Raw genomic sequence first — 24,896 nt, forward strand, 5'->3', positions numbered from 1 at the left:
ATATAAAAAATCGGCATGACGGCCGATTTTTATTAACGAACTAATTTTTGGGAACTCACATTAAATAACCGTAATATGTCCTGAATTCTCCTCAGTTACTTCACCGATAAGTGCTGCTTCAACACCAGCCTTTTTCAATTTTGATACTAATTCCTCTGCTTCTTCACCAGCTACGGATATCAATAGACCACCAGATGTTACAGCATCACATAAAATCCATTGGTCAATTTGGTCCATTGTTTCTGGGAAGGTAACATCACCTTGTAAATGGGCAAAATTATTTTTTGTACCACCTGGCACAGCACCGGCCTCAGCTAATTCTCTCACTCTTGGAAGTAATGGAACTTGATCCTTGAAAATTGTTAAACCTGTTTTACTGCCTTTTGCCATTTCAGATGCATGTCCAAGTAATCCAAAGCCTGTGACATCAGTACATGCATGCACATGATATGGTTCCATCGTTTCTGAAGCTGTCTTATTTAACGTAGCCATCACCTTTGTAACAAGAGCTATTTCTTCCTCTGTTAGTAAATTCCGTTTAATCGAAGTTGTTGAAATCCCGACTCCAATTGGTTTAGTTAGAATTAATTTATCTCCTGGCTTCGCACCAGCATTAGTCCGAACCTTATCAGGATGAACGATCCCTGTAACAGCTAAGCCGAATTTAGGCTCCTTGTCATCAATCGAATGACCGCCAACAAGTGTAGCACCTGCTTCCTTTATTTTATCTCCGGCACCACGTAAAATTTCCGTTAAAATCGATTTTTCTAATGTTGAAATTGGGAAAGCAACAATATTCAACGCTGTTAATGGTTTTCCACCCATTGCATAAATATCACTAATTGCATTTGCAGCAGCAACCTGACCGAATGAATACGGATCATCAACGATTGGTGTAAAGAAATCGACGGTTTGAACAATCGCTAATTCATCGTTTAAACGGTATACACCCGCATCATCACTTGTGTCTAACCCCACTAATAAATTGGGATTTGGAACTGCAGGAGGCAGGTCTCTTAACACTTGAGCTAAATCTGCAGGGCCTATTTTACAGCCACAGCCACCTTTAGATGATAATGAAGTAAGCTTAATTTGTTCTGTATCAGACATGAAGAAAACAACCTTTCTAAACGAGTTATATTGTAAAAATAAATATATGAGAATTGAAAAAAACGAAGTGCTTTTTCGACAAAATAATATAATTGCACTAATAGTGTCTTATCTTATTATAAAACACTATTGTAGCAAAGTGAAATAAATGAAATGTTGTCGTATCCGTGTTCCCTTAAGTATTTCATAATGAAAAGCATTTTAAGATAATGTTGCGCATAACTGTGATATAATATTTTGTCGTCTATAAATTTATTAGGAGGATACCATGAATCAGCTTGATACAACATTACTAAAACAAACAAATCATAAGAAAACGATTTGGTTTGTCATTTCATTTATTGTTATCGCGACTGCTGGTTTACTTTATGTAAAATGGTGGCCCTACTTTAACAAATCAATTTTAGCAGCCAATACGCATTCTATTGGAGCTTCAATACTAGGAGATGGTTCAAATCAATCTCCTTTGTGGCAACAAGCATTAGAGTATGCACTTGCTTATTTCAATTCTGTATGGAAAGCGGCTATTTTAGGAATTCTCCTCGGGTCATTGCTTCAGGTGCTGTTACCAACGGGATGGCTACTTAAAGTTTTAGGGAAAACTTCATTCGGTAGTACGGCGATCGGCGGATTAGCTGCTGTACCTGGAATGATGTGCTCTTGCTGTGCAGCACCGATAGCTGTTGGACTTCGGAAGAAAAATGCTTCTGTAGGGGCTGCATTAGCGTTTTGGATTGGAAACCCGATGATTAATCCGGCTACACTTATATTTATGACATTTGTTTTATCATGGAAATTTACCGTAATAAGACTTGTTTTCGGTCTAATTTTAACTTTTGGCGTTAGTTATTTAGCGAATCGGTTTGTAAAAGATATACAGCCAATTGATATTGACCAAATGATCCCCGAGGAAGAAGAGAAAGGCAGCTTTTTAACTAGATGGCTGAAAAGCATGGGAATGATGGTTGTATATATTGTACCAGCCTATGTACTATCTGTTTTACTTTTAGGTGCTGGACGTGTATGGTTATTCCCACAATTAAGTGAAGCTCAAACGAATAGCATCCTTGCAATCTTGATTTTTGCCATTGCTGGCATGCTGTTTGTGATCCCAACAGCAGCTGAAATTCCGATAGTTCAAACATTTATGTCCTTAGGAATAATTGGTGGTGGTCCTGCAGCAGCGTTATTAGTAACACTTCCAGCAATTAGCTTACCTTCTCTCATAATGGTTGCAAAATCATTTCCTAAAAAGGTGCTTTTATTTGTTATCGCATCAGTCATTGTTCTTGGAATAATAAGCGGTTTTGTAGGGAAACTTATTTTATAGCTTAGAGCGTAATAGGGTGTCTTTAATAGAGACACCCTATTAGTTTTTCTTGAATTACATAATCGATTGCGTAGTTTAAATGGGAAAAATAAACGAGGTTCTTCAGAAAAGTTTTTATTATAAAAATCATTAAACCAACTTGACATATAGGAATTATGGGCTTAATATACAGTTATAAAAAACTTTCATAAAAGTTTGAAAATATCTGATTGGACTACCAAAGGATATAGAATCGTTGTGAATTATTCACTTCGTTTCTATATCCTTTTTTTGTTTAGGTTTACCTAAATTGTCTCGATGCTCCTTTACCATTCTTTTGGGTGTAAGGGGTTATAGGGGAATTTTCCAAAGGGAGTTTCAAGCTTTATGAATTAATAGAAAGCTCCAACTTAGCTTTTTGGTTTAGGCTGTTTTCCAAAAGCTGCTTGCTTTCCGCGGGGCGAGCGCTAGTCTTGGCAAAACAACAATCGTACCATTAGCTCCAAACAAACATAGTGCAGTATTTTTTAAAAAACTTATTAGATAAAAATCAGGAGGATCCTTACATGAATAAGGTAAAAGCAATGTTTTTTACAATAACGATCATCGTTACATTTGTAATCGCTGGTTGCTCATCAACAAAGGAAAAAGTTTCAGCAAATCAAGAAAATGAAACAAATGAGATTCGCATGGCAATTGATACTGCAGCAGGGGGATCCTTACAATTTCGTGCAGCAGAAGAACAAGGATTTTTTAATGCCCATGAGATAAAGCCACAGCTAACAAACTTTGCAATGGGAATAGATACTGTAAACGCAGTATTAACAAAACAAGCGGACACCGGGATTGCAGCAGATTATGTAACGATTAATTCCTTAGAAAAGGGAGACATGGTTATCATTTCAACGCTTACAAGGGCTAACGAAAAATCGGCAAGTGAGACACAATTACTTGCTAAAGAGGAAATAAAAACGCCTATCGATTTAAAAGGGAAAAAGCTAGGGGTTTCTAAAGGAACGGTCTACGAGTATGTTTGGGATCAATATTTGAAAGCGAATGAAATTTCTGAAGAGGATGTTACGTATGTACCTTATAGTACCCCTGATGAAGCAATCGTTGGAATGAAAAAAGGTGATATTGAAGCAGTTTGGATTGGGGGTGCTTTAACTGATAAATTTTATAGCATTAACGGAGTTCATCAATTAGATAATTTACTTGGAGCGGGTGTGAGTATTGATAGTTATCTATTAGCTGACAGGACATTTGTTGAAGAAAATCCGCAGGCCATTGAAAATGCATTAAAAGCATTACAGGAAGGAATTGAGTTTGTACAGGAACAAAAGGAACAGACAGCACAAATAGCATTCGAGCAATTAAAAATTCCTAAGGAGGATGCCCTTAAAGATTTAGAAAGAACAAATTATGTACTAGGCTTCACAGAAGAGGATGCAAAGCATTTAGAAGAAATGAAAAGCTGGCTTGAAGAGAATGGGATTTTAGAGGAGTCATTTGATTTGAAAGATAAACTTATGCTGGATCCATTAAAAAAGGCTGTTCCAAGCTTAGTGACCTATGAATAACAAGGAGTGAAGGATGAATGAGTTCAATTACAGAAAAGGCAATTGCGAATGTGCCGGCAATTTCTATTACTGGATTGTCAAAATCATTTTTAAACAATCATCATTATGTACTTGAGGATGTGAATTTATCAATTGGAAAAGGAGAATTTTTTATTTTACTAGGGCCGAGTGGCTGTGGGAAATCTACGTTACTGTCGATGATTGCTGGTTTTATTCAAAAAACTTCAGGTGAGCTTATTGTTGATAATGAAGAGGTTAGCAAGCCGGGGAGAAACCGGGGAGTGGTGTTCCAACAAGCAGATGCAGCGCTTTTTCCTTGGTTAACCGTAAGAGAAAATGTTGAGTTTGGCTTAAAAATGAAAAAAACGCCAAAGTCAATTCGTCACGAAACATCAGCTTATTTTATTGAGCTAGTTGGCTTGAAAGGACATGAGCAAAAGTTTCCGAAGGAGTTATCAGGAGGAATGAAGCAACGTGTTCAATTAGCAAGGGTGTTAGCGAATGACCCTGACATTTTATTAATGGATGAACCGTTCGGTGCTCTTGATGCTATGACTCGTCGAACAATGCAAACTGAGCTTGTACGAATATGGAAGGAAACGAACAAAACGATTATTTTCGTCACTCATGATATTCAAGAAGCTCTATTGTTAGGTGAACGAATTGGTGTGATGTCAATAGGACCATCATCAAAAATTGAGACGATTTATTCGATTCCTTTACCATATCCTAGACAGTTTACCAATAAAGAGTTTAATACGTATTATCAAAAGATACAAAACCATTTTGATTGAAGGGGGGATATAAAGTGAGTGTAGTAAATAGTGAAGTCGTAAAAAAAGAGGTAGCTTATCCAAAAAAGAAACCACAATTTCAGACGATTATCAGCAGGTTATTAAGGACTGGGGTAATTCCCTGGGCAATTGTACTAATCATTTGGTCATTAGCAGCTAGTATGTCGGATCCACAGTTTCTACCTGGGCCGATAGCGGTGTGGCAGGGTGCGTTGGATTTGACCCAGGATGGCTCTCTATTCTTGTATATGTGGGTAAGCTTCCTAAGGGTTATTTCTGGATGGCTGCTAGGAAATATTGTTGCGATTCCAATAGGTTTATTGATTGGAAGAATACCAGTATTAAGAGCTCTCGTTGACCCGATAATTAATTTTGTTCGTTTTATTCCTCCGCTTGCTTTTATTACATTATTCATGCTCTGGTTTGGCATTGGTGAACAATCGAAAATATTTTTAATCATGTATGCAACATTTTTCATTGTTACGATTAACACAATTACGGGTGTGCAGGCAGTGGAAGAGGATAAAATTCGTTCAGCCAGGAGTATGGGGGCATCTGAAACTCAGATCATGTTTCATGTCATCATTCCTGCAACACTTCCTTACATATTCACAGGTGCGAAATTAGCAATGGGCTCTTCCTTTATGGCTATCGTAGGTGCTGAGATGGTTGCGGCCAATGAAGGGATTGGCTATATGATTTGGAATGCGAGATTGTATTTTAAAACCGATTGGATATTTGTAGGACTCGTCATTTTAGGATTAATGGGATTTATTATGGACCGCTTATTTAATCAATTCGGAAAAGTGTTGCTAAAGCGATATAACGTAGTGAAGGAATAGAAGGGAAGAGGACGAAAATGAGTATATATCAAGATGAAAAATTTCAAGGTAAAATCGGAAAAACTATTGACGATTCGATTCCATGGTGGCCATTAGCAGAAGAATCCTCGGAAAAAAAGCCGAATGTTGTTGTTATTCTATTAGATGATCTTGGCTTTTCACAGCTAGGTTGCTATGGATCGAGCATTTCAACACCTGCAATCGATCGATTAGCTTCAGAAGGACTTCGATATAATAATTTTCATACAACCGCGATTTGCTCTCCGACAAGAGCGGCTCTATTAACAGGAAGAAATCCACATTCTGTCGGCGTGTCTTTTGTATCAGAATATGATAGTGGATTTCCACATAGCCGAGGGAAAGTCAGAAAGGATAGTGCATTGTTAAGCGAGGTTCTTGTTGATAGAGGCTACAATACATTTGCAGTTGGAAAATGGCATTTAGCACCTGGGAAGGAGCAAACAAATAGCGGACCGTTTGATAATTGGCCATTAGGTCGTGGATTTGAGAAGTTTTATGGATTTCTTCCAGGTGCTACGAATCAGTGGAATCCTGACCTAGTTGAGGATAATCATCGCATCCGTCAGCCAAAACCTGCAGAAGAAGGCTACCATATAACAGAAGATTTAACAGACAGAGCAATAACATATATTAAAAATCAAACCTCTGAATCTCCTAATAAGCCATTTTTTCTCTATTTAGCGTATGGAGCTCCACATGCTCCACACCATGCTCCTGAGGAATTTATTGCTAATTATAAAGGGAAGTTTGACAAAGGCTGGGATGTGATTCGAGAAGAATGGTTTACAAACCAAAAAAAGCTTGGCCTTGTTCCACAGGATGCGGTTTTACCAGAGCGAAACCCAGATATAAAAGCATGGGACGATTTATCCGCAGAGGAGAAAAGGCTTTATGCACGATTACAAGAAGCCTTTGCCGGATTTTTAGAGCATACAGACTATCATATTGGCCGATTTATTTCGTTTCTGGATGAAATTAATCGCTTAGAGGATACCCTTGTCATACTTTTATCAGATAATGGAGCATGTGCGATGGGGGGAGAAGAAGGGACAGTGAATTCGTGGCACGGTGGCGGTGAGTCATTGGAAGCAAAATTAGCACGATTAAATGAAATTGGTAGTCCTAAAGCAAATAATCATTACCCAAAGGGCTGGGCTTATGCTGGAAATACTCCGCTTAAATGGTATAAATCCTATGTGCATGAAGGTGGAATTAGAGATCCGTTAATCATTCGATATCCGAAAAAAATTAAAGACCCTGGTACGGTTAGAACACAATACCATCATGTAACAGACATTGTTCCGACGGTGTTAGAGTTATTGGATTTAGATATGCCAAATTATTTAAAAGGCATTAAGCAGCAACCTGTTCATGGCACGAGTATGCTTTATACATTTGAAAAGAATGATAAGACCCGTAAAACAACACAATACTATGAAATGATAGGGAATCGAGGAATTTGGCATAATGGCTGGAAGGCGGTATCTGCGCATACTCCTAATGGGGATTTTGAGCATGATGAATGGGAATTATACCATACTGATACAGATTTTACCGAAACAAATAACCTAGCAGAAATTTATCCTGAAAAACTGCAGGAATTAATCGAGCTTTGGTGGCAGGAGGCTGAAAACTATGGAGTCTTTCCACTCGATGGTCGAACGCTTGATAAAAAGCTAGCGGGATTGAAAAAAGTTAAAACAACAGAGGTTGAACCATCATTTAAAGTGTACTATCCATCACGGGCACCCTTCCACGGTTCAGTAGCACCTGATTTGCGGAATAAGGATTTTGACATTACTGCCGAAGTAAGAATAACTGATGATACAGAAGGGGTAATTTTAGCTCACGGTGAAAACAGTGGGGGGATAAGCATCTTTATTCAGGGTGGTAAATTACATTTTTACTATAATCATAAAAATATTGATAAATATCTCGTACGTTCTGATAAAAGGCTTTTATCAGGTGATCATCATTTGAAGATACGACATCATAAACGAAAAGACGATCAAGGTATGATTCGTTTATATGCAAATGATGAACTTATTGGTGAGGGGATAATCGGTCATATTCACGATTTAGGCTTTTTTAATGGCTTGTATCACGTTGGATATAATGAATTAAGCTATATCACGCCATATTACAAGGAGCCTTTTTCATTAGGAGATCAGTTAAAAAAATTAAAAATTATTACAGGCTCCTATGAAAAGGATTTACAGGAAGTGATTGAAAAAGAGCTCGCAATTGAGTGATTGATAAACTAATAATGGAACAGAGGCACTAGTAAACCTGAGTATTTATATAGGGGAACATAACATGATAATCGACCGAACAATCGGAGATTCCACTTGCATTTAATCTTCAATGCAAGTAGAATCTCCATTTTTTGTAGAGTAATGAGAAGTCTACAAATGTAGGTTTGTTATCAAAAAGAATATATATGTCTGATTGGACGACCAAAGGACACGAAAATCTAAATTTCGTGTTCTTAGTCTTTGTTTAGGTAACGATAAAAATCTTAAACCTGCGGGATAAGCACTCACGTATCCAGCTTTCAGTGCCTAGCCCGTCTTTGATATAAGCTAAAGGCTGATCAAGGCGCCCTGAGCTTTTGTTCATGAAACGAATTAGGAGGGAGCATTATTGAGAAATTACTTATTTAAAATTGTCGCTTTCTTGATTGTTCTAGTATTAGCCGGTTGTGCAACAAGTAATGGGGAAACGATTTCGAGTTCAGCAAGCGAAGGAAGTAAAACGAGCCAAGTTAGGTTTGGGATCGATGCGGGAATTTCAACACTTCCATTTAGAGTATCAGAGGAACAAGGCTATTTTGAAAAATATAGCTTAGAGCCAACGATAGCTAGCTTTGCCTATGGAATAGATACGATTAATGCACTTTTTACGGAGCAAACGGATACAGGGTTTGCAGCAGATTATGCATTATTAAATTCATTAGGAAAAGGAGATTTAGTTATTCTCGGGACGATTACTAGAGGAACTGAACAATCCAATCAAGATATCACACTTTTAGTAAATGGAAATATACAATCTGCTCAGGATTTAAAAGGAAAAAGGTTAGGTGTTGCTAAAGGAACCGTCTATGAATATATTTGGGCCAAATATTTAGAGAAAAATAAGATTGCTGAAAAGGATATCAAATTTGTTCCTTACAGCTCGCCTGATGAAGCGATCATAGGAATGAAGAATGGTGATATTGATGCAGTTTGGGGAGGTGGTGCACTAAATGAAAAATTTAAAAGTATTGAGGGGGTGAGGCAAATTGACGACTTAAATGGGGCAGGTGTCTCTATCAATCTTTATCTACTTGCAAATAAATCATATGTTACGAAGAATCCAAAAAATATCGAAAATGTGTTAAAGGCTTTAAGTGAAGGGATTGAGTACATCCAATCAAATAAAAAGGAAGCAGCAAAAATCGCGTATAAACAAATCAAGCTACCCGAAGCTGACGTGCTACGTGATTTAGAACATACGAACTACGTACTTGGTTTTACAAATGAAGATGTTTTGCATCTTGAGGAAATGAAAGAATGGCTAGAAAAAAGAGGCACATTAACTGATAAATATGAAGTGAAAGAGAAGCTCTATATCGAGCCGCTAAGAAATGCTTTACCTGAAGCTGTGACATATGAAGAATAACGAAAAAGATTACATTTTCACCAAACGAAATAAGAAGCAATTTAGTTTGAGGGGTATTTGAAAAATCTAACTCGGCTATGAGTTAAGTAAACATGGGAGGAAGTTTAAAATGACAACAATTCAAACAGAAGGAATCAAGGTATTACCTGTTGCAGGGAGAATCGGAGCAGAGGTTCAAGGAGTTAAATTAAGTGGTGACATTCATCCATCAGTCTTTGAAACAATAAAAGCTGCTTTAGATGAATACAAGGTTTTATTTTTTAAAGGTCAGAACCATTTAGATGATGCAAGCCAGGAGGAATTTGCAAAGCGACTAGGTGCACCATATGCACATCCAACTGTACCTGTAAAAGAAAATTCAAACTACATCTTTGAGCTTGATTCAGAGCATGGTGCAAAAGCAAATAATTGGCATACAGATGTAACATTTGTACCTGAAGTTCCGAAGTACTCTATATTAAGAGGCGTCACAATCCCTAGTGTAGGTGGTGATACCGTTTGGGCTAATACTAATACAGCTTATGAGGATTTGCCAAAGGGCTTGCAAAAGCTAGCGGATGAGTTATGGGCGATTCATACGAATGAATATGATTACGCACAATTTAAGCAATATGTGAGTGAAGCTGATGAAGTGAAAAAGAAATACCGTGAAATCTTTGAATCTACTAAATATAAAACAAGACATCCAGTTGTTCATGTTCATGCCGAGACTGGGAAAAAGCATCTTTTACTTGGCGGCTTTGCTGGGAAAATTGAAGGGTATTCAACAAGTGAATCTGAACGGTTATTAAGCATCTTTGATAGCTATGTTACTCGTTTGGAAAATACTGTACGTTGGCGGTGGACAGAAGGGGATGTAGTTATTTGGGATAACTTAGCAACACAGCATTACGCAATCGCTGATTATGATGAGCACCGTGTCGTTCGCCGTGTTACTGTAGGGAAAAACGTTCCAGTTAATCAGAGCAATGAAGCTAGTTCATTAATTTCAAAAAAATAGGAAGAAATCATTACAACGAAAAAGCTGTCGTCCTATCGGCAGTTTTTTCGTTCATTTTAGCTGATTAAACCTTTTATCTATAAACAAAGGAGTGGATTTTATTTGAAGGCAAATCTGAATCAATCTTGCTGTTCTCTTTCTAGACATGAACCGAATCAATTGGAGGAAATAAATGTGAAGCAAAATCCAGTTTTTCAAAAAGAAAAGATGGTGTTGCTACCAGGTGGGGAGTTTTTACTCGGCTCGAACGATAGTGAAAGCTCTGTGGAGGATGGAGAGACAGTCCGTCGCAAAGTCACAATAAACTCCTTTTATATGGATAAGTATGCGGTCACAAATGAACAGTTCTCTCAATTTATTAAGGAAACAGGCTATGTAACGGAAGCAGAAAGATATGGCTGGTCTTTTGTTTTTTATTCATTCATTCGTGACATTGATGAATCAGATTTATTAGGTTCTTCGCCACATACACCGTGGTGGCAAGCAGTGAATGGAGCGAATTGGAAATATCCTGAGGGGAGGAATTCATCAATTGCAAATCGACTAAGACATCCAGTTGTTCATGTTTCATGGAATGATGCAAAGGCATATGCAAATTGGGCAGGAAAGCGCCTCCCAACTGAGGCTGAATGGGAATACGCTGCTGCTAGTGGAGTGATTGATCGTACATACCCGTGGGGAAACGAATTGTATTTAAATGGAATACATCATTGCAATATTTGGCAGGGGGAATTTCCGTCGGTAAATAATGGAGATGACGGCTATTATGGAACAGCACCTGTTGATAGCTTTGAAGCAAATGACTTTGGTCTTTATAATATGTCAGGAAATGTTTGGGAATGGTGTGAGGACATTTATAGTACTCAGTTTGCGAGAGAAGCTGTCTTACAGATGGAATCAAATGTGAGGGTTATAAAAGGTGGCTCCTATCTTTGCCACCATTCCTATTGCAATCGGTATCGAATCTCCGCAAGAACCTTTAATACAGCAAATAGCACGACCGGGCATATGGGATTTAGATGTGCTGCAAATCATTTCTAAGGGGGACTGTCCCCCCTTAGCGAAAAATATAAAAAAATGAATGGATTTTTCTACTAAATAGAACATGGATTTACTACATTCTTTTCATTTAAACTTAGAGGAAAGAATCATTCTATGTCCTGTTCATTACAACAATTATGGAAGCGCTTAAAATGGAAGATAGTACTTGAGCTGAATGATAGGCTTTTGTGGCGATATCTAAATACATTTATTGATAGATTAATATGATAACTTACAGCAAAGCTTACGAAACATAATATTCATGCATATTTGGCAACAAGTACACTATCATGAATAGTTCGGGGAGGGAAGAAACGTGACAAATGGAGCACTAAAACAAATAGATAAAAGAATACCAGAATATGGCGCTTATAGCAGGCAACCAGCAGAAACATGGGAATTTTCCAATGTGACAGGAAATGGTGAGCTTGGGGCAATGCATTTTGGCCCACCACAAAAAGAAACAGTTATCGTTAATCATGCCGAATTATTTTTACCACTCGGTTCAACCGAGGAAATTCCTAATATGGCACCTTTCTTAGAAGAGGTTCGCAAGCTAAGTAAGACAAAGGGCTATATTGCTTCACATGAATATTTCATTCGTGAAGGTGAAAAATTAGGGCATACAATTGTTAATACAGATCCCTTTCATCCAGGAATATTTCTAACGATTGAACAACCATCGATAGGTGCAGTAACAGAGTATCTTCGCACTGTTAATTTTGCAACTGGTGAAGTATCGGCATCATGGAATGAGGGGAGCCAGCAATTTAGACGAAATCTTTTTGCATCACGTTCAGATGGAGCAATAGTGATGTCCATCTTCTCTAGTGATACTATTCCTGAGCTATGCTTATCAGTTGAAAAAATCGACCATGAATTAATTGATGCCACCTATAACGTCGAGGATACAACAATTAAAGGGCACCACACGTATAAACATGGCAACAATGGATATGAAAGCTTTGTCGAGATTGTTTGTCATGATGGTGATATTTCAAGTGATGAGCAGAGAATAACGATTAGAAATACGAAGGAAGTTTTACTTTTTATCAAGATTATTCCATTTGAACATCTTGATAAGACTCTATTAAATTCGAAGCAGCTCTTTCCGATTGAAAAAAGCTATTTACAGCTACTTAACAGGCATAAAGAAATTCATGGTGAAATGTTTCATCGTGTTGCAATCGATTTAAACGGAGGAAATCGGCGTTATTGGAGCTCAGAAGATTTATTTGATGAAGTTCGGAAAACGAATCAGCTATCTCTTGCGTTAGTAGAAAAAATGTTCTATGCGGGAAGATATATGTTTATTTCAAGCTCAGGGCTGCGACCACCTAATTTGCAAGGAATTTGGACGGGAACGTGGACACCTTCCTGGTCTTCTGACTATACATTAGATACAAATCTTCAATTAGCAATGGCATCGGTGTTTAGTGGGAATATGCTCGAGGGATTCAAACCATACGTTACATTATTGGAACGATATTTGGACGATTTCAGATACAATGCAAAAAGAATGTTTGGCTGCCGTGGGATATTATCAGGAGTTCGCGCTTCTACCAGTGGAAAACATCTTCATTGGGGTGATTCAAGCTGGGGGAACCGCGAATGTGACATCTTTTTTGGTGCCTTTTGGACATGTGGTGCAGGCTGGCTAGGACATTTTTTATATGAATATTATTTATATACTGACGACAAGGCATTTTTACAAAATTATGTCGTCCCTTTCTTAAAGGAGGTTGTGCTCTTTTATGAAGACTTCCTTTATTTTGATGAAGCAGGGAAATATGTATTTAATCCGTCATATTCTGCTGAAAATGGAATCGCTGCGAATAGTACACAGGATATTGCTGTTGCCAAAGAGGTACTAACAAATCTTATCTCAGCATGTAAGGAGCTTAACATCGACAATGAGGAACTTCCGAAATGGGAGAAAATGCTTGAGCAATTACCTCCATATTTAATTAATGAGGAGGGGGCATTAAAAGAATGGGCTGTTTGGGATCATGGTGAAAATTATAACCATAGACATTATTCTCATCTTTATCCGATCTTTCAAAGCTATGAGTTTTCAGAAGAGAAGACACCTGAGCTTTGGAAGGCATCAAAGGTTGCTTTAGAGAAGAAGCTCGAGCATTGGCTCTACAATCCCCATACTGATACATCCTCACATGGACGCATGCATGCCGGGTTATCAGCAGCAAGGTTTGGAATGGGGGACACAGTCTGGGATATTTTACGAATGATGGCAGCTGGTGGTGCAATCTATCCGAGCATGATGACTGCTCATTATGATCATTATCATGTGTTTAATGTCGATGCAAATGGGGCGATTCCTGAATTAATTCATCAGTTGCTTTTATTTTCATTCCAAGGAAGGTTGGACGTATTACCAGCTTTACCGAATGCGCTAATGCAAGGGAAGATTAACGGAACTTTATGCCGCGGCCAAATTTATGTTAATGAGCTTGCATGGGATTTGCAAGAGAAAAAGAAAATTGAACTAACGATTACATCTAAAAAGGACCAGGAGCTTTTAGTAAGAATAAAAAGAAATGAGCGATGAACCTTATAGCAACGGAGCAAGCTTTTAAAGCTGAGGCTGGCTGGAAAGTCTCGCTTAATAAAAATAAACAAACAACTTTAACATGGATTAAAGAGGAGTAAAGATAAAAATTCATAGATAAAGGTGGACATCCTATGGAAATGAACGGCTTGATGGGAGGATTTTATAAATTTTCTGTTGTATTTACACGGCTAGTATTATTAAATATCATTTGGCTCATTTTTAATTTTCCAATCGTTTATCTTGTCCTTAGTTTAGTAGGCAGTGATTTTGCTAATCTACAAACAAGTGGCATGTTAATCGGAATTCTAACTCCGTTTGTATTTTTCCCTGCAACCTCTGCAATGTATGGGGTAGCTAGAAAATGGGTTATGGGTGAGGGAGATATTTCAATTGTTCGTTCCTTTATGACATATTACAAGGAAAACTATAAAAGAAGTATTCTTGGAGGAATCGTTTTTGTCTTATTTTGGAGCGGATGGATTGTGAATTATTTGTTGTTTTTCGAGCAGCAATCAACTCTTTTTATCGTCATCTTTATTGTGATAACTGCATTCTTTTTTACATGGAACGCATATTATTTTTCATACATCGTTCATTTTGAATTGAAGTTTATTCCATCTTTAAAAAACTCATTTATCCTGACAGTTGGAAATCCATTTTCAACCGTAGGAGTTGCACTTATTAGTGGTGGAATTATTTATTTAAGCTTAAGCTTTACGTTTATTCTTCCATTGTGCATTGGATCGTTAAGTGCTTATTTTACATTCTTATATTTTCATAAGGTGATTCAAAAAACGATGAGAGTGTTAGAAATGATGGATCAAAAGCTAAACTTAAGTCAACATGAAGAAGCTATAGATTAGTAACAATAAAGAGGAAAGCAAAAAGCACTGTTAACGCAGTGCTTTTTTGAGCCTTTGGAAATGAAAATTTAAGAGCAAAATGCTGCACGTCCTGCTTGAATGATGCTAGCAGTTCTATCCGATCATAGTCTTTAGTAGCTAGATGGATAAATTCCTTCCTGTTTCAATAGGTCTAGAGCAACTTTAGTTGCGGAGCTTCCGCCTGCTTGTTTATTCCCTTTAATATGAACAGCGAAGAAATACGTATTATCAGAGGTTTCAACGTAGCCTATAAACCAACCATCTATATGTTCACCATTCACAATAGATGTTCCCGTTTTCCCTGATAAAACACGTCCGTTTGCCTTATCTAATGTGATCGAATCTTTTACCGTTTGCAGATTCTTTTCATTAAAATTAAATGTATTATGGTAAAACTTACGCAATAAATCAACCTGCTCAACAGGAGATATTTTCAACGTGCCGTCAAGCCAAAAGTTAGTAACTGAACTTGTGAAGTTTTCGTTTCCATAGTCCAATTTATCAAGGAAGTTATAGACTTTCTTTTTTCCAACCTGCTTGTCAAGCGTTTGAAAATACCATGAGGTTGATCGTTCCATAGCAGTAAATAAATCCTGATCTTGATTCCATTCCTCATACTGATAAGGAGTTCCATCCCATTGCAATTTAGTATCATCTCTCGCAATAACTCCAGTTTCTAAAGCTAATAAGGCACTATAAATTTTATATGTTGAATTCGGTGTGAACCTTGTCGTACTTTCCGCTTTATTGTGGATCGTATACGTATCCTTCTTTGAATCGTATAAAACAAACCCTCCGGTAAACTCGCCAAAAAAATTAGTATAATCCTTGTAAATAACATTTGTTTTCGTAAATGCATGGTGCTCCTTATTAATAGCAAGAGCCGATAAGGAAGGAATGCTCATTACGATAATTGCTAGTACAAGGATGAAGATGAGAGCACTTTTTAGTTTAAGAATTTGTGACTCTGTTTTGAAATTGACGATATTTACGATGCGCTTTTTTACTTGTTTATATGAACTGCTCATTTCTGATACAGCCAGCAAGGAAGATGATTTCTGCTCTAGGGAAGCAAATTTTAAAATGACCTCTCCATATTTATATTGTGTTTCATTGTCAAGCGATTTTAAGACTGAGTAGTCACAATGAATTTCCATCTCAGTTTTCACTTCTTTTAAAAAATACCATACAAGTGGATTAAACCAATAGACAGCTCTTAATAGACAGATAAAATAATTTACCAGCATGTCGCGATGCTTACAATGAAAAAGCTCATGAAGCAAAATACATTTTAGCTCATCAGAAGAAAGCGATGAGCTATGCTTTGGTAAAACGATATAAGGTCGGACTAATCCAAAGGTTAATGGTGAGTGAACCAATGAGGAATATCCAAGGGTAACGTTTTTCTTAAAGCGAATTTCCTGCTTACATTCTTCAAAAACGGCAGATAACGCCTTATTGTTCACTTTTTGTAGCTCTTTTTTTATGGAATGAATTTTTCGATTGCTATAAAAGAGAGCGAATAACATGGCGATTATTCCAATAACCCAGATGATTAAAAAAATAGAATCGAACATTTGGAAAGGAGATTCGTTAATTGTCAACGAAAAGTCCTGAAGCCAATTCGTATTATTACTAGCAGCTTGAGCTGTACTTTCTGACCCAGCATATCCAGATAAACGAGAAGGGCTCGTTTTTATCCATGAAAAAAAGCTGTCTACATGAAATAGCTTAAAGGGAACAAAAGGTATAAGCAGTATGAACAAGGAAAGAACACTAATGGAATACTGTGCTCTAACTGTTATTTGGCTTTTCCCGAATTTTTTAATGAGTAGGATAATGCCAAAAATGATCGACAATAGAATATTACTAATCAAAAAGAGGGTAAAGAAAGAATCGCCCATGTTATTCCTGCTTTCTGTTTTTACGTTCTTCTAAAATTTGATACAATTCATTAATTTCATCATCTGATAGCTTATCGTTTTCTAAAAAGTTCAAAACCATTGAATTAAGAGCACCGTTGTAAAAACGATTTAAAAAGCTTCGACTTTCTACCTCTACATAATCACTTTCAGCTACATTTGGTGTATAAACAAAAACCCGACCTTCCTTATGATGATTTAATGCTCCTTTTTTAATTAATCTAAGCAGCATCGTTTGGATTGTTTTTGGGCTCCATTTACTTTTTTTTGATAGCTTTTCAATTACTTCATTCGTATTAATTGACGGGTGCTTCCATATTACTTTCATCACTTCTAATTCTGCTTCTGAAATTTGCGGTAAATTCTTCATATCAACCATCCTAAACTTACAAATGTAATAATTTTATTATATAGGGCGGAAAACATGTAGTCAACGTCGATAATAAGCTTCTAAAGCTCTTATGACAAATTAAAACTTACACGCGTAAGAAAAAAGTATTGACTTTAAAACTTACACGTGTAATAATTTGAAAAAATTACATATGTAAGTTTTAGAAGTGAAGAAAAGTAAACTGTAGGAAAGTTTATTTTTCTCATGTCTTGCAAATAGGAGGTACCGTTAGTGAAAAAGAATAAGCTGTTTTTCGTTCTGTTATTGTTACCAATTTATATTGGGTTAATGGTGGGCTGTTCAACTGAAAATAAACAAAGCGAACTGTTTGAACGCTTTTCTAATCGATTATCAGAGCAGGATTTTCAAGAGCTATATGCTTTTTTAGCGGCTGAATCGAAAGAATACATAACAGAAGAAGAGTTTGTTTCAAGATATAAAACTATTTATTCAGGGATTGAAGCCAAGAATATTCGGGTCACAAATGTGGATATCGATAGTGAAGAAAACATCATTTCCTTTTCGATAGAGATGGAAACAGTAGCAGGAAAAGTATCTGTCTCAGATTATCGGCTTCCATTACAAAAAGAGGAGGGTGAATGGAAAATTGTCTGGGATGAGAGCTTGATTTTTCCAGCTATGAAGCAAGGGGATAAGGTTAAGGTAAGTAGTTTGAAAGCAATAAGAGGCAGTATTCTCGATCGAAATGGGATACCGCTAGCGATGGATGGAGATGTCAAAACAGTTGGGATTAATCCAGCAGTATTTGATGAAAGCAATCGAGAAAAGAAGATTATGGATTTGGCGGCTATTTTAGATATTAGTAAGGAATATATTACGAAAAGGCTAGAGGAAAACGCTAATCCGAATTATTTTGTTCCAATTGTCGATCTTCTAGTACAAGACGAAAGGTTAATTAAGCTTGAGCAAAGACGGAGTGAAGGAATTTTTGTCAATGATAAGACATCAAGAGTGTATGTAAACCAGGAAGCCTTTGGCAGACTTGTTGGCTATGTTGGAAATATCAGTGCTGAGGAATTGGAAAAGCATAAGGATAAGGGCTATAAAAATACAGCCCTTATCGGAAAAGCAGGACTTGAGCAGGTTTACGAGGATAGTTTAAGAGGAATTGATGGCATTGAAATCTATATTGAACGAAATGGCGAAAAGATCGAAACGATTGCAAAGCAAGCTCCGAAAAACGGGAAGGACATTAAGTTAACAATTGACTCTAATCTGCAATCGACGATTTATGAGCATATGGATGGTGAAAAAGGATCAGCAGCAGCTGTTCATCCAAAAACAGGAGAGGTTCTTGCCCTTGTAAGCTCACCTTCCTATAACTCGAACAGGTATACAACCTATGTAACGAGAGAAGAGCAAAAAAGGCGTGAAGCAATTGAGTATGAAGATGAAGCGAACCGCTTTAGCAAGCTGTATTCACCAGGTTCTGTGTTTAAGCTAATTACTGCAGCAGAAGGGCTCGAAAAAGGAGTGATCGATCCTAATCAGCAAATATCAATACAAGGGCGCTCATGGCAAAAGGATCGTTCCTGGGGGAACTATAGCATTACGCGTGTTAATAGTCAGTCATCTGTCAATCTAAAAAATGCCGTAAAGTACTCCGACAATATTTACTTTGCAATGAGTGCACTTCAATTAGGAAGTGAACCGTTTATATTGGGTGCGAAAAAGTTTGGCATTGGCGAGGAATTGGAAATTGGCTACCCGTTAAGCAGAAGTCAAATTTCAAACAACGGAAAACTTGATGGTGAAATTCTTCTGGCAGATTCAGGATATGGTCAGGGTGAAGTGATGGTTACATCATTAAATATTGCGCTCATCTATAGTGCTTTATCAAATGATGGCAATATTATGGCACCATCACTCATTCAACAAGAAAACAAGGCTGGGGTAATTTGGAAGGAGTCTGCGATCTCCGCTAAACATCTTCCTACGTTACAGCAGGCATTTTCTGCTGTTATACAAGAATCAGGTGGAACAGCAAGTACTGCTAATATTTCTGGTGTAAGCCTAGCAGGAAAAACAGGGACAGCAGAAATCAAAGCATCCCAGGATGATGAAAACGGTAGTGAAAATGGCTGGTTCGTTGCGACAGATATCGATTCGTCTACAATATCGTTGGCAATCGTCCTTGAGGATGTAAAGGAAAAAGGCGGCAGCAGCGCAGCGGTACCAGTAGGTAAGGAAGCGCTGGTGGAATACTTTAAATGAAATTTTATTAGGACCGTTATATTTACCAAGATACAAGCTTGAAAGGATGTTAATTGGAGGGAACGCATTTGACAGAACAAACAAATGGATCTGAAACTCGTAAATTAAAAAAAACAAGATTTGTACGAATCAATGTTTTCTTTTTTCTCATTTTTTTGCTTTTTATAGCGCTAATTGTTCGGTTAGGATTTGTGCAAATTGTTCAGGGGGAGGAGTTTTCAAAGGAAGCTTCAAAGACTGAGGCAGCCTATGCAACTCTCCCTGCACCTAGAGGGAAAATGGTTGACCGTTATAATCGCGTTGTTGTCGATAATCAAAGTGTTCCTGCGATTACCTATACAGTTGATAAGGCAACAAAGACTGAAGATAAAATCAACACTGCCAAAAGGCTTGCAGAATTTATTAGCTTTGAGTCGGAATTTTTAAAGAAAGAGTTAAAAGAACGTGATATAAGAGATTATTGGTTAGTAACAAACGCTGAAAAAGCTAAGAAGCTTCTTTCTAAAAAGGAAATAGAGCTTGAGCCAGCACAAACCTATAAGCTCCAAGTTGAAAGAGTGCCAGAAACAGAGATAACAAAAATAAAAGAAAATTTAGAACAGCAGGAGCTTGCATATATATACAAGCGTTTCTCATCAGGATATCAATATGAACCGCAAATTGTAAAATCAACAAGTTTAACAGAAGAGGAAGTTGCAACTGTTGCTGAGCATTTGGAGGAATTACCAGGAATCGATGTAATTACTGATTGGGATCGAACGTATCCATATGGAGAGTATTTAAAGTCGATCTTTGGTGGTTTAACGACACCTGAGCAAGGTATTCTTCAATCACGAGAGGATTATTATGTAGCAAGAGGCTATGCGAGAAATGATCGTGTTGGTAAAAGTTATTTAGAGTACCAATACGAGGATTACTTAAATCCACGGAAAGCAAAAATAGAATACATTTCTGATAACACAGGGAAGATTGTTTCGAAAAAGGTGGTTGATGAAGGACAAAGGGGTCATGATTTAAAGCTATCATTTGATATGGAGCTACAAATTGCAGTAGAAAAGATTGTAGAGGAAGAGTTAGTATTGGCGAGTGGTAGTCATAAATTAATGGACCGTGCATTTGTCGTTATGATGGATCCGTCCCAAGGTGACGTGTTGGCAATGGTAGGTAAACAGCTTGACCCGAAAAATCGTAGCAATGTCCTTGATTTTGCATATGGTGCATTTTCAACACAATATGAAGCGGGTTCAACTGTAAAAGGTGCAACAGTTCTTTCAGGCTACCAGGATGGAATGCCACATGGACAAACATTTTATGATGCACCGATTTATTTAAAAGGAACACCAGAGAAGAAATCCTTTAGTGCATATCCATTAGGGTTAATGACAGATTTAACCGCATTGCAGGAATCTTCAAACGTATACATGTTCTTTGTCGCGATGAAAATTGCTGATATCACATATGTGAAAAATGGACCATTTAATGCTAGTTTAGAAGATTTTCAAAAACTAAGAAATTATTTTGCCCAATTTGGCTTAGGCGTCCAAACGGGTATTGATTTGCCACAGGAATCATCTGGCTTGCAAAACCCACCAGATGAAGCGGGGAAGCTTTTAGATATTTCGATTGGACAATTTGACACATATACTCCATTGCAATTAGCACAATATGTCTCTGTTATCGCAAACGGTGGTTCACGTATTCAGCCGCGAATTGTCACAAGCATCCATGAACCTAGTGAAGATTCAGAGCTTGGACCAATTGCTGTTAACAAAGAAGCGGAAATATTAAACAGAGTAAATAATACAGCAAGTGATATTGAGCGAGTTCGCCAAGGATTTAAGCTTGTCGTTACATCTGGGACAGCGCAAGGAAGATTTTCTCATGATGTCGCCGGAAAAACAGGGACTTCTGAGACCGCGTATTATGGAGTAAATCGAAAGTATTGGGGTGTGGAGACAAATAATTTAAACTTTGTCGGCTACTACCCATCTACAAATCCGGAAATTGCATTTAGTGTCGTCGTTCCGTGGGCTAGTAATGATAGTGATCCGATTAATAAAAGAATCGCGAATCGAGTTGTTGAAGCTTATGTTGACTTGCAAAAAAAATATGCGACTAATCAAGATTAATATCTAGATGATTGCGGTGAGCCATTCTTCCTTGATGGAGAAGAGGATTATTATACTCAAATAAAGGAAGTAAAAGGATATTGGATGAATAACTTAGATGAGGAATTGAAGCATTAACGTTATAGTTCGACAACTCAATTTACTAAAATGTAGAGAACTCGCCATCTTTTGTTCACCTTATTCTTAATTGGTTAGGTAGGTACTTTCTTATTAAACCTGAAAAAATGACCTGATTTTTCAGCTAATTCATTAGGTTTGAAAACGCTTCAACACCTCGTAGAATAGAAGTATTCACATTACGTAGAAAAGAGGTAGATTGATGAGCTCAACGACGAAAACCTACTTATTTCAAAATCCGGTGATGCCGTTAGAGGATCGACTCGAGGATTTGGTTTCACAATTAACGTTAACAGAAAAAATAAATTTAATGTGTCAATATCAAGACGAAATTCCCCGGTTAGGGATAAGGAAATATAAGCATGGGACAGAAGGTGCTCACGGAGTAGCTTGGCTTGGAAAAGCGACGGTCTTCCCGCAAAATATTGGACTTGGCTGTACATGGGATGAGGAATTAATGAAGGAAATCGGACAGGTCATTGCCGATGAAGCACGAATTTACTCCCAAAAGGATCCAGAAAAAAATGGACTTACGATTTGGGCACCAACCGTCGATATGGAAAGGGATCCTAGATGGGGAAGAACGGAAGAAGCGTATGGCGAAGACCCATATCTTACTGGGAAGCTAACAACAGAATTTATTAAAGGAATCCAAGGTGATCATCCAACCTATTTAAAAGCAGCTGCAACGTTAAAGCATTTTTTAGGAAATAATAATGAAGTTGATCGTGGCGAATGCTCCGCAACCATTGATCCGAGAAATATGCGTGAATATTATTTAAAGGCTTTTGAAAGACAAATTAAAGAAGGTAAGGTTCAATCCATTATGACCGCCTACAATGCGGTAAATGGCACTTTATGTAATATGAATCCTGATGTAAATGACATTCTTAAGCAGGAATGGGGCATAGATGGCTTTGTTGTGAGTGATGCTGGGGATGTATTAGGTTCTGTAAATGACCATAAATATGTTGAGTCATATGCAGAAGCTGTCGCTTTATCGATAAAAAACGGAATTGACAGTATTACAGATGATCAAGAGATTTCGTTACGGGCTATAAAGGATGCACTTGAGCAAGGATTGCTTGATGAAGCTGATCTCGATACAGCTTTAAAAAATACGTTTCGCGTCCGTTTTCGCCTTGGAGAATTTGATCCTACAGACAAAAATCCATATGCAAACGTTCCAGAGGATAAGCTTTGCTCACCTGAAAATAGCAGGCTTTCATTACAAGCTGCAAGAAAATCGATCGTTCTACTGAAGAATGAGCAAAATGTATTGCCGTTAAAAACAAAGAAAGTGGCAGTTATCGGACCACTTGCAAACGAGGTGCTTACTGATTGGTATAGTGGTACACCTCCTTATACAGTTTCACCTTTAAAAGGAATTACCAAAAAGGTGCAGGGAGACGTCATTTTTACAGATGGATGTGACAGAATTAAGCTTCGTTCGGCTACAACAGGAAAATATATTCAAGTGGAAGAGCATTCTCTTCATGTAAAACTAGGTGAGCCAGCAAATAATGCCTTAAGTATCTTTACACATAAAAATTGGGGATGGGGCAGTGAAACAATCCAGTCTGAGTACAACGAGAAATATATGACAGTTGACGAGCATGGAAGATTAACTGCAAGCTCTTTAGAAGCTAAGGGCTGGTTTGTAAAAGAAGTATTCAGTATGAATGAACGAAAAAACAATCAAATTCACTTATCATCCTGGGATCAGCAACCGATTGGACTTGATGAAAATGGCTACTTGAATGTTTGTGAGCAGGAGAAGGATTACTTCATAAAGGAAGTTGTTGAAAGTGGAATTGAAAGAGCGGTGGAAGCAGCAAAACAAGCAGAGACTGCAGTTCTTTTTGTTGGAAATAATCCGTTTATAAACGGTAAGGAATGCATTGATCGACCGAATTTAAATTTACCACCTGATCAAGAAAAGCTAATTCAGGAAGTGTTAAAGGTAAATCCTAACACAGTCGTTGTCATTGTTGGAAGCTATCCATTTTCAATTAATTGGATAAAACAAAATGTGCCAGCCGTTCTTTACTCCTCACACGGTGGCCAGGAGCATGGGCAAGCGATCGCTGATGTATTGTTTGGCGAATATAATCCTGCAGGAAGATTAAATATGACATGGTATCAATCTGCCGGACAGCTTCCGGATATAATGGATTACGATATTATTAAGGGAGAAAGAACCTATCAATACTTTAGAGGGAATGTATTATACCCGTTTGGACATGGATTATCGTACACAAGCTTCGATTATCAACATCTCATAATAAATGATACAGATAAAGAAAAAATCAAAATTTCAGCAACGATTGCAAATACAGGTGAGGTAGATGGTGAAGAAGTTATTCAAATGTATATAAGCTGTAAAACATCACGTGTTAAGCGGCCAATTAAAACGTTAAAAGGCTTTAAACGTGTTTACCTTCAAAAGGGTGAAAGGAAGGAAATTACTTTTGAATTAAATCGAGAAGAGCTTGCCTTTTGGGATGTTACAAGAGAGCGCTATTGTATTGAACAAGGGATCTATTCGATCATGATTGGAGCATCCTCTGAAGCGATTCATTTAAAGACCGAAATTGAAATCGATGGTGAAGTCATTCCACCGAGAAATATTGCTCAAAAGGTAAAGGCAATCAATTACGATGATTATCATCAAATTTATTTAGATGAATGTAAGGATGGTGGTACAAGTATTCGAAATATAAAGGTTATGGGCTGGATTGCCTTGCATCAAGTTAACTGGGAACAATCATTTCAAACCTTTAAAGCGCGAGTTGCTAATGGTGGCGAAAAGGCTTGTTTAGAAGTAAGAGCTAATACAGAAGATGGTCCTGTTATTAGTAAATGTGAGATTCCACAAACGGGCGGATTCCAAGCATGGACAACTGTTGAACAATCTATTACAAATGGAATGGATGTTAAAAATATATTTATCGTTTTTAAGGGAAGCATTCAATTAAGCTGGTTCCAATTCTTATAAAATAGTACGAGACTGACCGATAAATGACTGATAAACCTGATTGTCCAATGAGGGTGAATTTGTCAGGCCAGTCTCTTTTTAGTGGCAGGCTATGTAAATATTTATTGTTAATTTTAATGCACTGGGGATTGAACAGATAAATGAGTCTCCTGCATAGAGAAGCTTGTCAATGGGAGAGCCCCAAGCTTTCAAATACGAGAAGGCTCTAGACCAACCGAGGAAAGCAAATGCCTGAAGCTGAAATCAACACCCAAGCTTAACAGTTCCTAGTAGAAAAGGCTTCTTTCACTA

At 37.5% G+C, this 24,896-nt stretch carries 16 protein-coding genes; 13 read left to right on the plus strand and 3 right to left on the minus strand.

Annotation, left to right across the window (positions count from 1 at the left end; translation table 11 throughout):
* Positions 1 to 60: 60 nt before the first annotated feature.
* Complete coding sequence (gene selD, locus HU235_RS05845; RefSeq protein WP_095298521.1) at positions 61 to 1,110, minus strand: selenide, water dikinase SelD; 1,050 nt, start codon at positions 1,108 to 1,110, stop codon at positions 61 to 63.
* 268 nt (positions 1,111 to 1,378) lie between these two features.
* Between selD and HU235_RS05850 the strand changes: the two genes are divergently transcribed.
* The 10 genes from HU235_RS05850 to HU235_RS05895 all read left to right on the plus strand — a co-directional run bounded on the left by HU235_RS05850 (position 1,379) and on the right by HU235_RS05895 (position 14,792).
* Entirely contained in the window at positions 1,379 to 2,440 is a 1,062-nt protein-coding gene (locus HU235_RS05850) for a permease (RefSeq protein ID WP_095298523.1), read from the plus strand.
* Between the two features lie 545 nt (positions 2,441 to 2,985).
* Positions 2,986 to 3,999, plus strand: a complete 1,014-nt coding sequence (locus tag HU235_RS05855) for an ABC transporter substrate-binding protein (RefSeq protein ID WP_174879596.1) — start codon at positions 2,986 to 2,988, stop codon at positions 3,997 to 3,999.
* A gap of 17 nt (positions 4,000 to 4,016) precedes the next feature.
* Positions 4,017 to 4,793, plus strand: a complete 777-nt coding sequence (locus HU235_RS05860; RefSeq protein WP_095298527.1) for an ABC transporter ATP-binding protein — start codon at positions 4,017 to 4,019, stop codon at positions 4,791 to 4,793.
* Between the two features lie 86 nt (positions 4,794 to 4,879).
* Positions 4,880 to 5,635, plus strand: coding sequence for an ABC transporter permease (locus HU235_RS05865; protein ID WP_095298590.1), 756 nt, complete (start codon positions 4,880 to 4,882; stop codon positions 5,633 to 5,635).
* A gap of 17 nt (positions 5,636 to 5,652) precedes the next feature.
* A complete protein-coding gene (locus HU235_RS05870) occupies positions 5,653 to 7,908 on the plus strand; it encodes an arylsulfatase (protein WP_174879597.1) in 2,256 nt (751 codons plus the stop codon).
* A gap of 391 nt (positions 7,909 to 8,299) precedes the next feature.
* Positions 8,300 to 9,316 (plus strand): ABC transporter substrate-binding protein, encoded by a 1,017-nt coding sequence (locus HU235_RS05875; protein WP_095298531.1) that lies wholly within the window; start codon positions 8,300 to 8,302, stop codon positions 9,314 to 9,316.
* Positions 9,317 to 9,425: 109 nt separating this feature from the next.
* Positions 9,426 to 10,316, plus strand: a complete 891-nt coding sequence (locus HU235_RS05880) for a TauD/TfdA dioxygenase family protein (protein WP_174879598.1) — start codon at positions 9,426 to 9,428, stop codon at positions 10,314 to 10,316.
* A gap of 102 nt (positions 10,317 to 10,418) precedes the next feature.
* Positions 10,419 to 11,357 (plus strand): formylglycine-generating enzyme family protein, encoded by a 939-nt coding sequence (locus HU235_RS05885; RefSeq protein WP_233452141.1) that lies wholly within the window; start codon positions 10,419 to 10,421, stop codon positions 11,355 to 11,357.
* 316 nt (positions 11,358 to 11,673) lie between these two features.
* Positions 11,674 to 13,926, plus strand: coding sequence for a glycosyl hydrolase family 95 catalytic domain-containing protein (locus HU235_RS05890; protein WP_174879599.1), 2,253 nt, complete (start codon positions 11,674 to 11,676; stop codon positions 13,924 to 13,926).
* Positions 13,927 to 14,060: 134 nt separating this feature from the next.
* Entirely contained in the window at positions 14,061 to 14,792 is a 732-nt protein-coding gene (locus HU235_RS05895; protein WP_174879600.1) for a YesL family protein, read from the plus strand.
* A gap of 131 nt (positions 14,793 to 14,923) precedes the next feature.
* Here HU235_RS05895 and HU235_RS05900 read toward each other — a convergent pair whose 3' ends face one another.
* On the minus strand, positions 14,924 to 16,717 hold the full coding sequence (locus HU235_RS05900; protein ID WP_174879601.1) for a BlaR1 family beta-lactam sensor/signal transducer: 1,794 nt from the start codon (positions 16,715 to 16,717) through the stop codon (positions 14,924 to 14,926).
* 1 nt (position 16,718) lies between these two features.
* Positions 16,719 to 17,105, minus strand: a complete 387-nt coding sequence (locus HU235_RS05905) for a BlaI/MecI/CopY family transcriptional regulator (protein ID WP_145580595.1) — start codon at positions 17,103 to 17,105, stop codon at positions 16,719 to 16,721.
* Between the two features lie 252 nt (positions 17,106 to 17,357).
* On the opposite strand from HU235_RS05905, the gene HU235_RS05910 reads away from it, so the two are divergent.
* The 3 genes from HU235_RS05910 (at position 17,358) to HU235_RS05920 (ending at position 24,605) form a co-directional block, all read left to right on the plus strand.
* Positions 17,358 to 19,361, plus strand: a complete 2,004-nt coding sequence (locus HU235_RS05910; RefSeq protein WP_217451418.1) for a penicillin-binding transpeptidase domain-containing protein — start codon at positions 17,358 to 17,360, stop codon at positions 19,359 to 19,361.
* Between the two features lie 68 nt (positions 19,362 to 19,429).
* Positions 19,430 to 21,490, plus strand: coding sequence for a peptidoglycan D,D-transpeptidase FtsI family protein (locus HU235_RS05915; protein ID WP_174879602.1), 2,061 nt, complete (start codon positions 19,430 to 19,432; stop codon positions 21,488 to 21,490).
* 319 nt (positions 21,491 to 21,809) lie between these two features.
* Positions 21,810 to 24,605, plus strand: a complete 2,796-nt coding sequence (locus HU235_RS05920) for a glycoside hydrolase family 3 protein (protein WP_174879603.1) — start codon at positions 21,810 to 21,812, stop codon at positions 24,603 to 24,605.
* Positions 24,606 to 24,896: the final 291 nt, after the last annotated feature.

Source organism: Metabacillus niabensis (assembly GCF_902829255.1).
Classification (GTDB): domain Bacteria; phylum Bacillota; class Bacilli; order Bacillales; family Bacillaceae; genus Metabacillus; species Metabacillus niabensis.

Coding starts and splice junctions, on each gene's coding strand:
- selD (WP_095298521.1), bottom strand. CDS start 1,110: ATGTCTGATACAGAACAAATTAAGCTTACTTCATTATCATCTAAAGGT.
- HU235_RS05850 (WP_095298523.1), top strand. CDS start 1,379: ATGAATCAGCTTGATACAACATTACTAAAACAAACAAATCATAAGAAA.
- HU235_RS05855 (WP_174879596.1), top strand. CDS start 2,986: ATGAATAAGGTAAAAGCAATGTTTTTTACAATAACGATCATCGTTACA.
- HU235_RS05860 (WP_095298527.1), top strand. CDS start 4,017: ATGAGTTCAATTACAGAAAAGGCAATTGCGAATGTGCCGGCAATTTCT.
- HU235_RS05870 (WP_174879597.1), top strand. CDS start 5,653: ATGAGTATATATCAAGATGAAAAATTTCAAGGTAAAATCGGAAAAACT.
- HU235_RS05880 (WP_174879598.1), top strand. CDS start 9,426: ATGACAACAATTCAAACAGAAGGAATCAAGGTATTACCTGTTGCAGGG.
- HU235_RS05895 (WP_174879600.1), top strand. CDS start 14,061: ATGGAAATGAACGGCTTGATGGGAGGATTTTATAAATTTTCTGTTGTA.
- HU235_RS05900 (WP_174879601.1), bottom strand. CDS start 16,717: ATGGGCGATTCTTTCTTTACCCTCTTTTTGATTAGTAATATTCTATTG.
- HU235_RS05905 (WP_145580595.1), bottom strand. CDS start 17,105: ATGAAGAATTTACCGCAAATTTCAGAAGCAGAATTAGAAGTGATGAAA.
- HU235_RS05920 (WP_174879603.1), top strand. CDS start 21,810: ATGAGCTCAACGACGAAAACCTACTTATTTCAAAATCCGGTGATGCCG.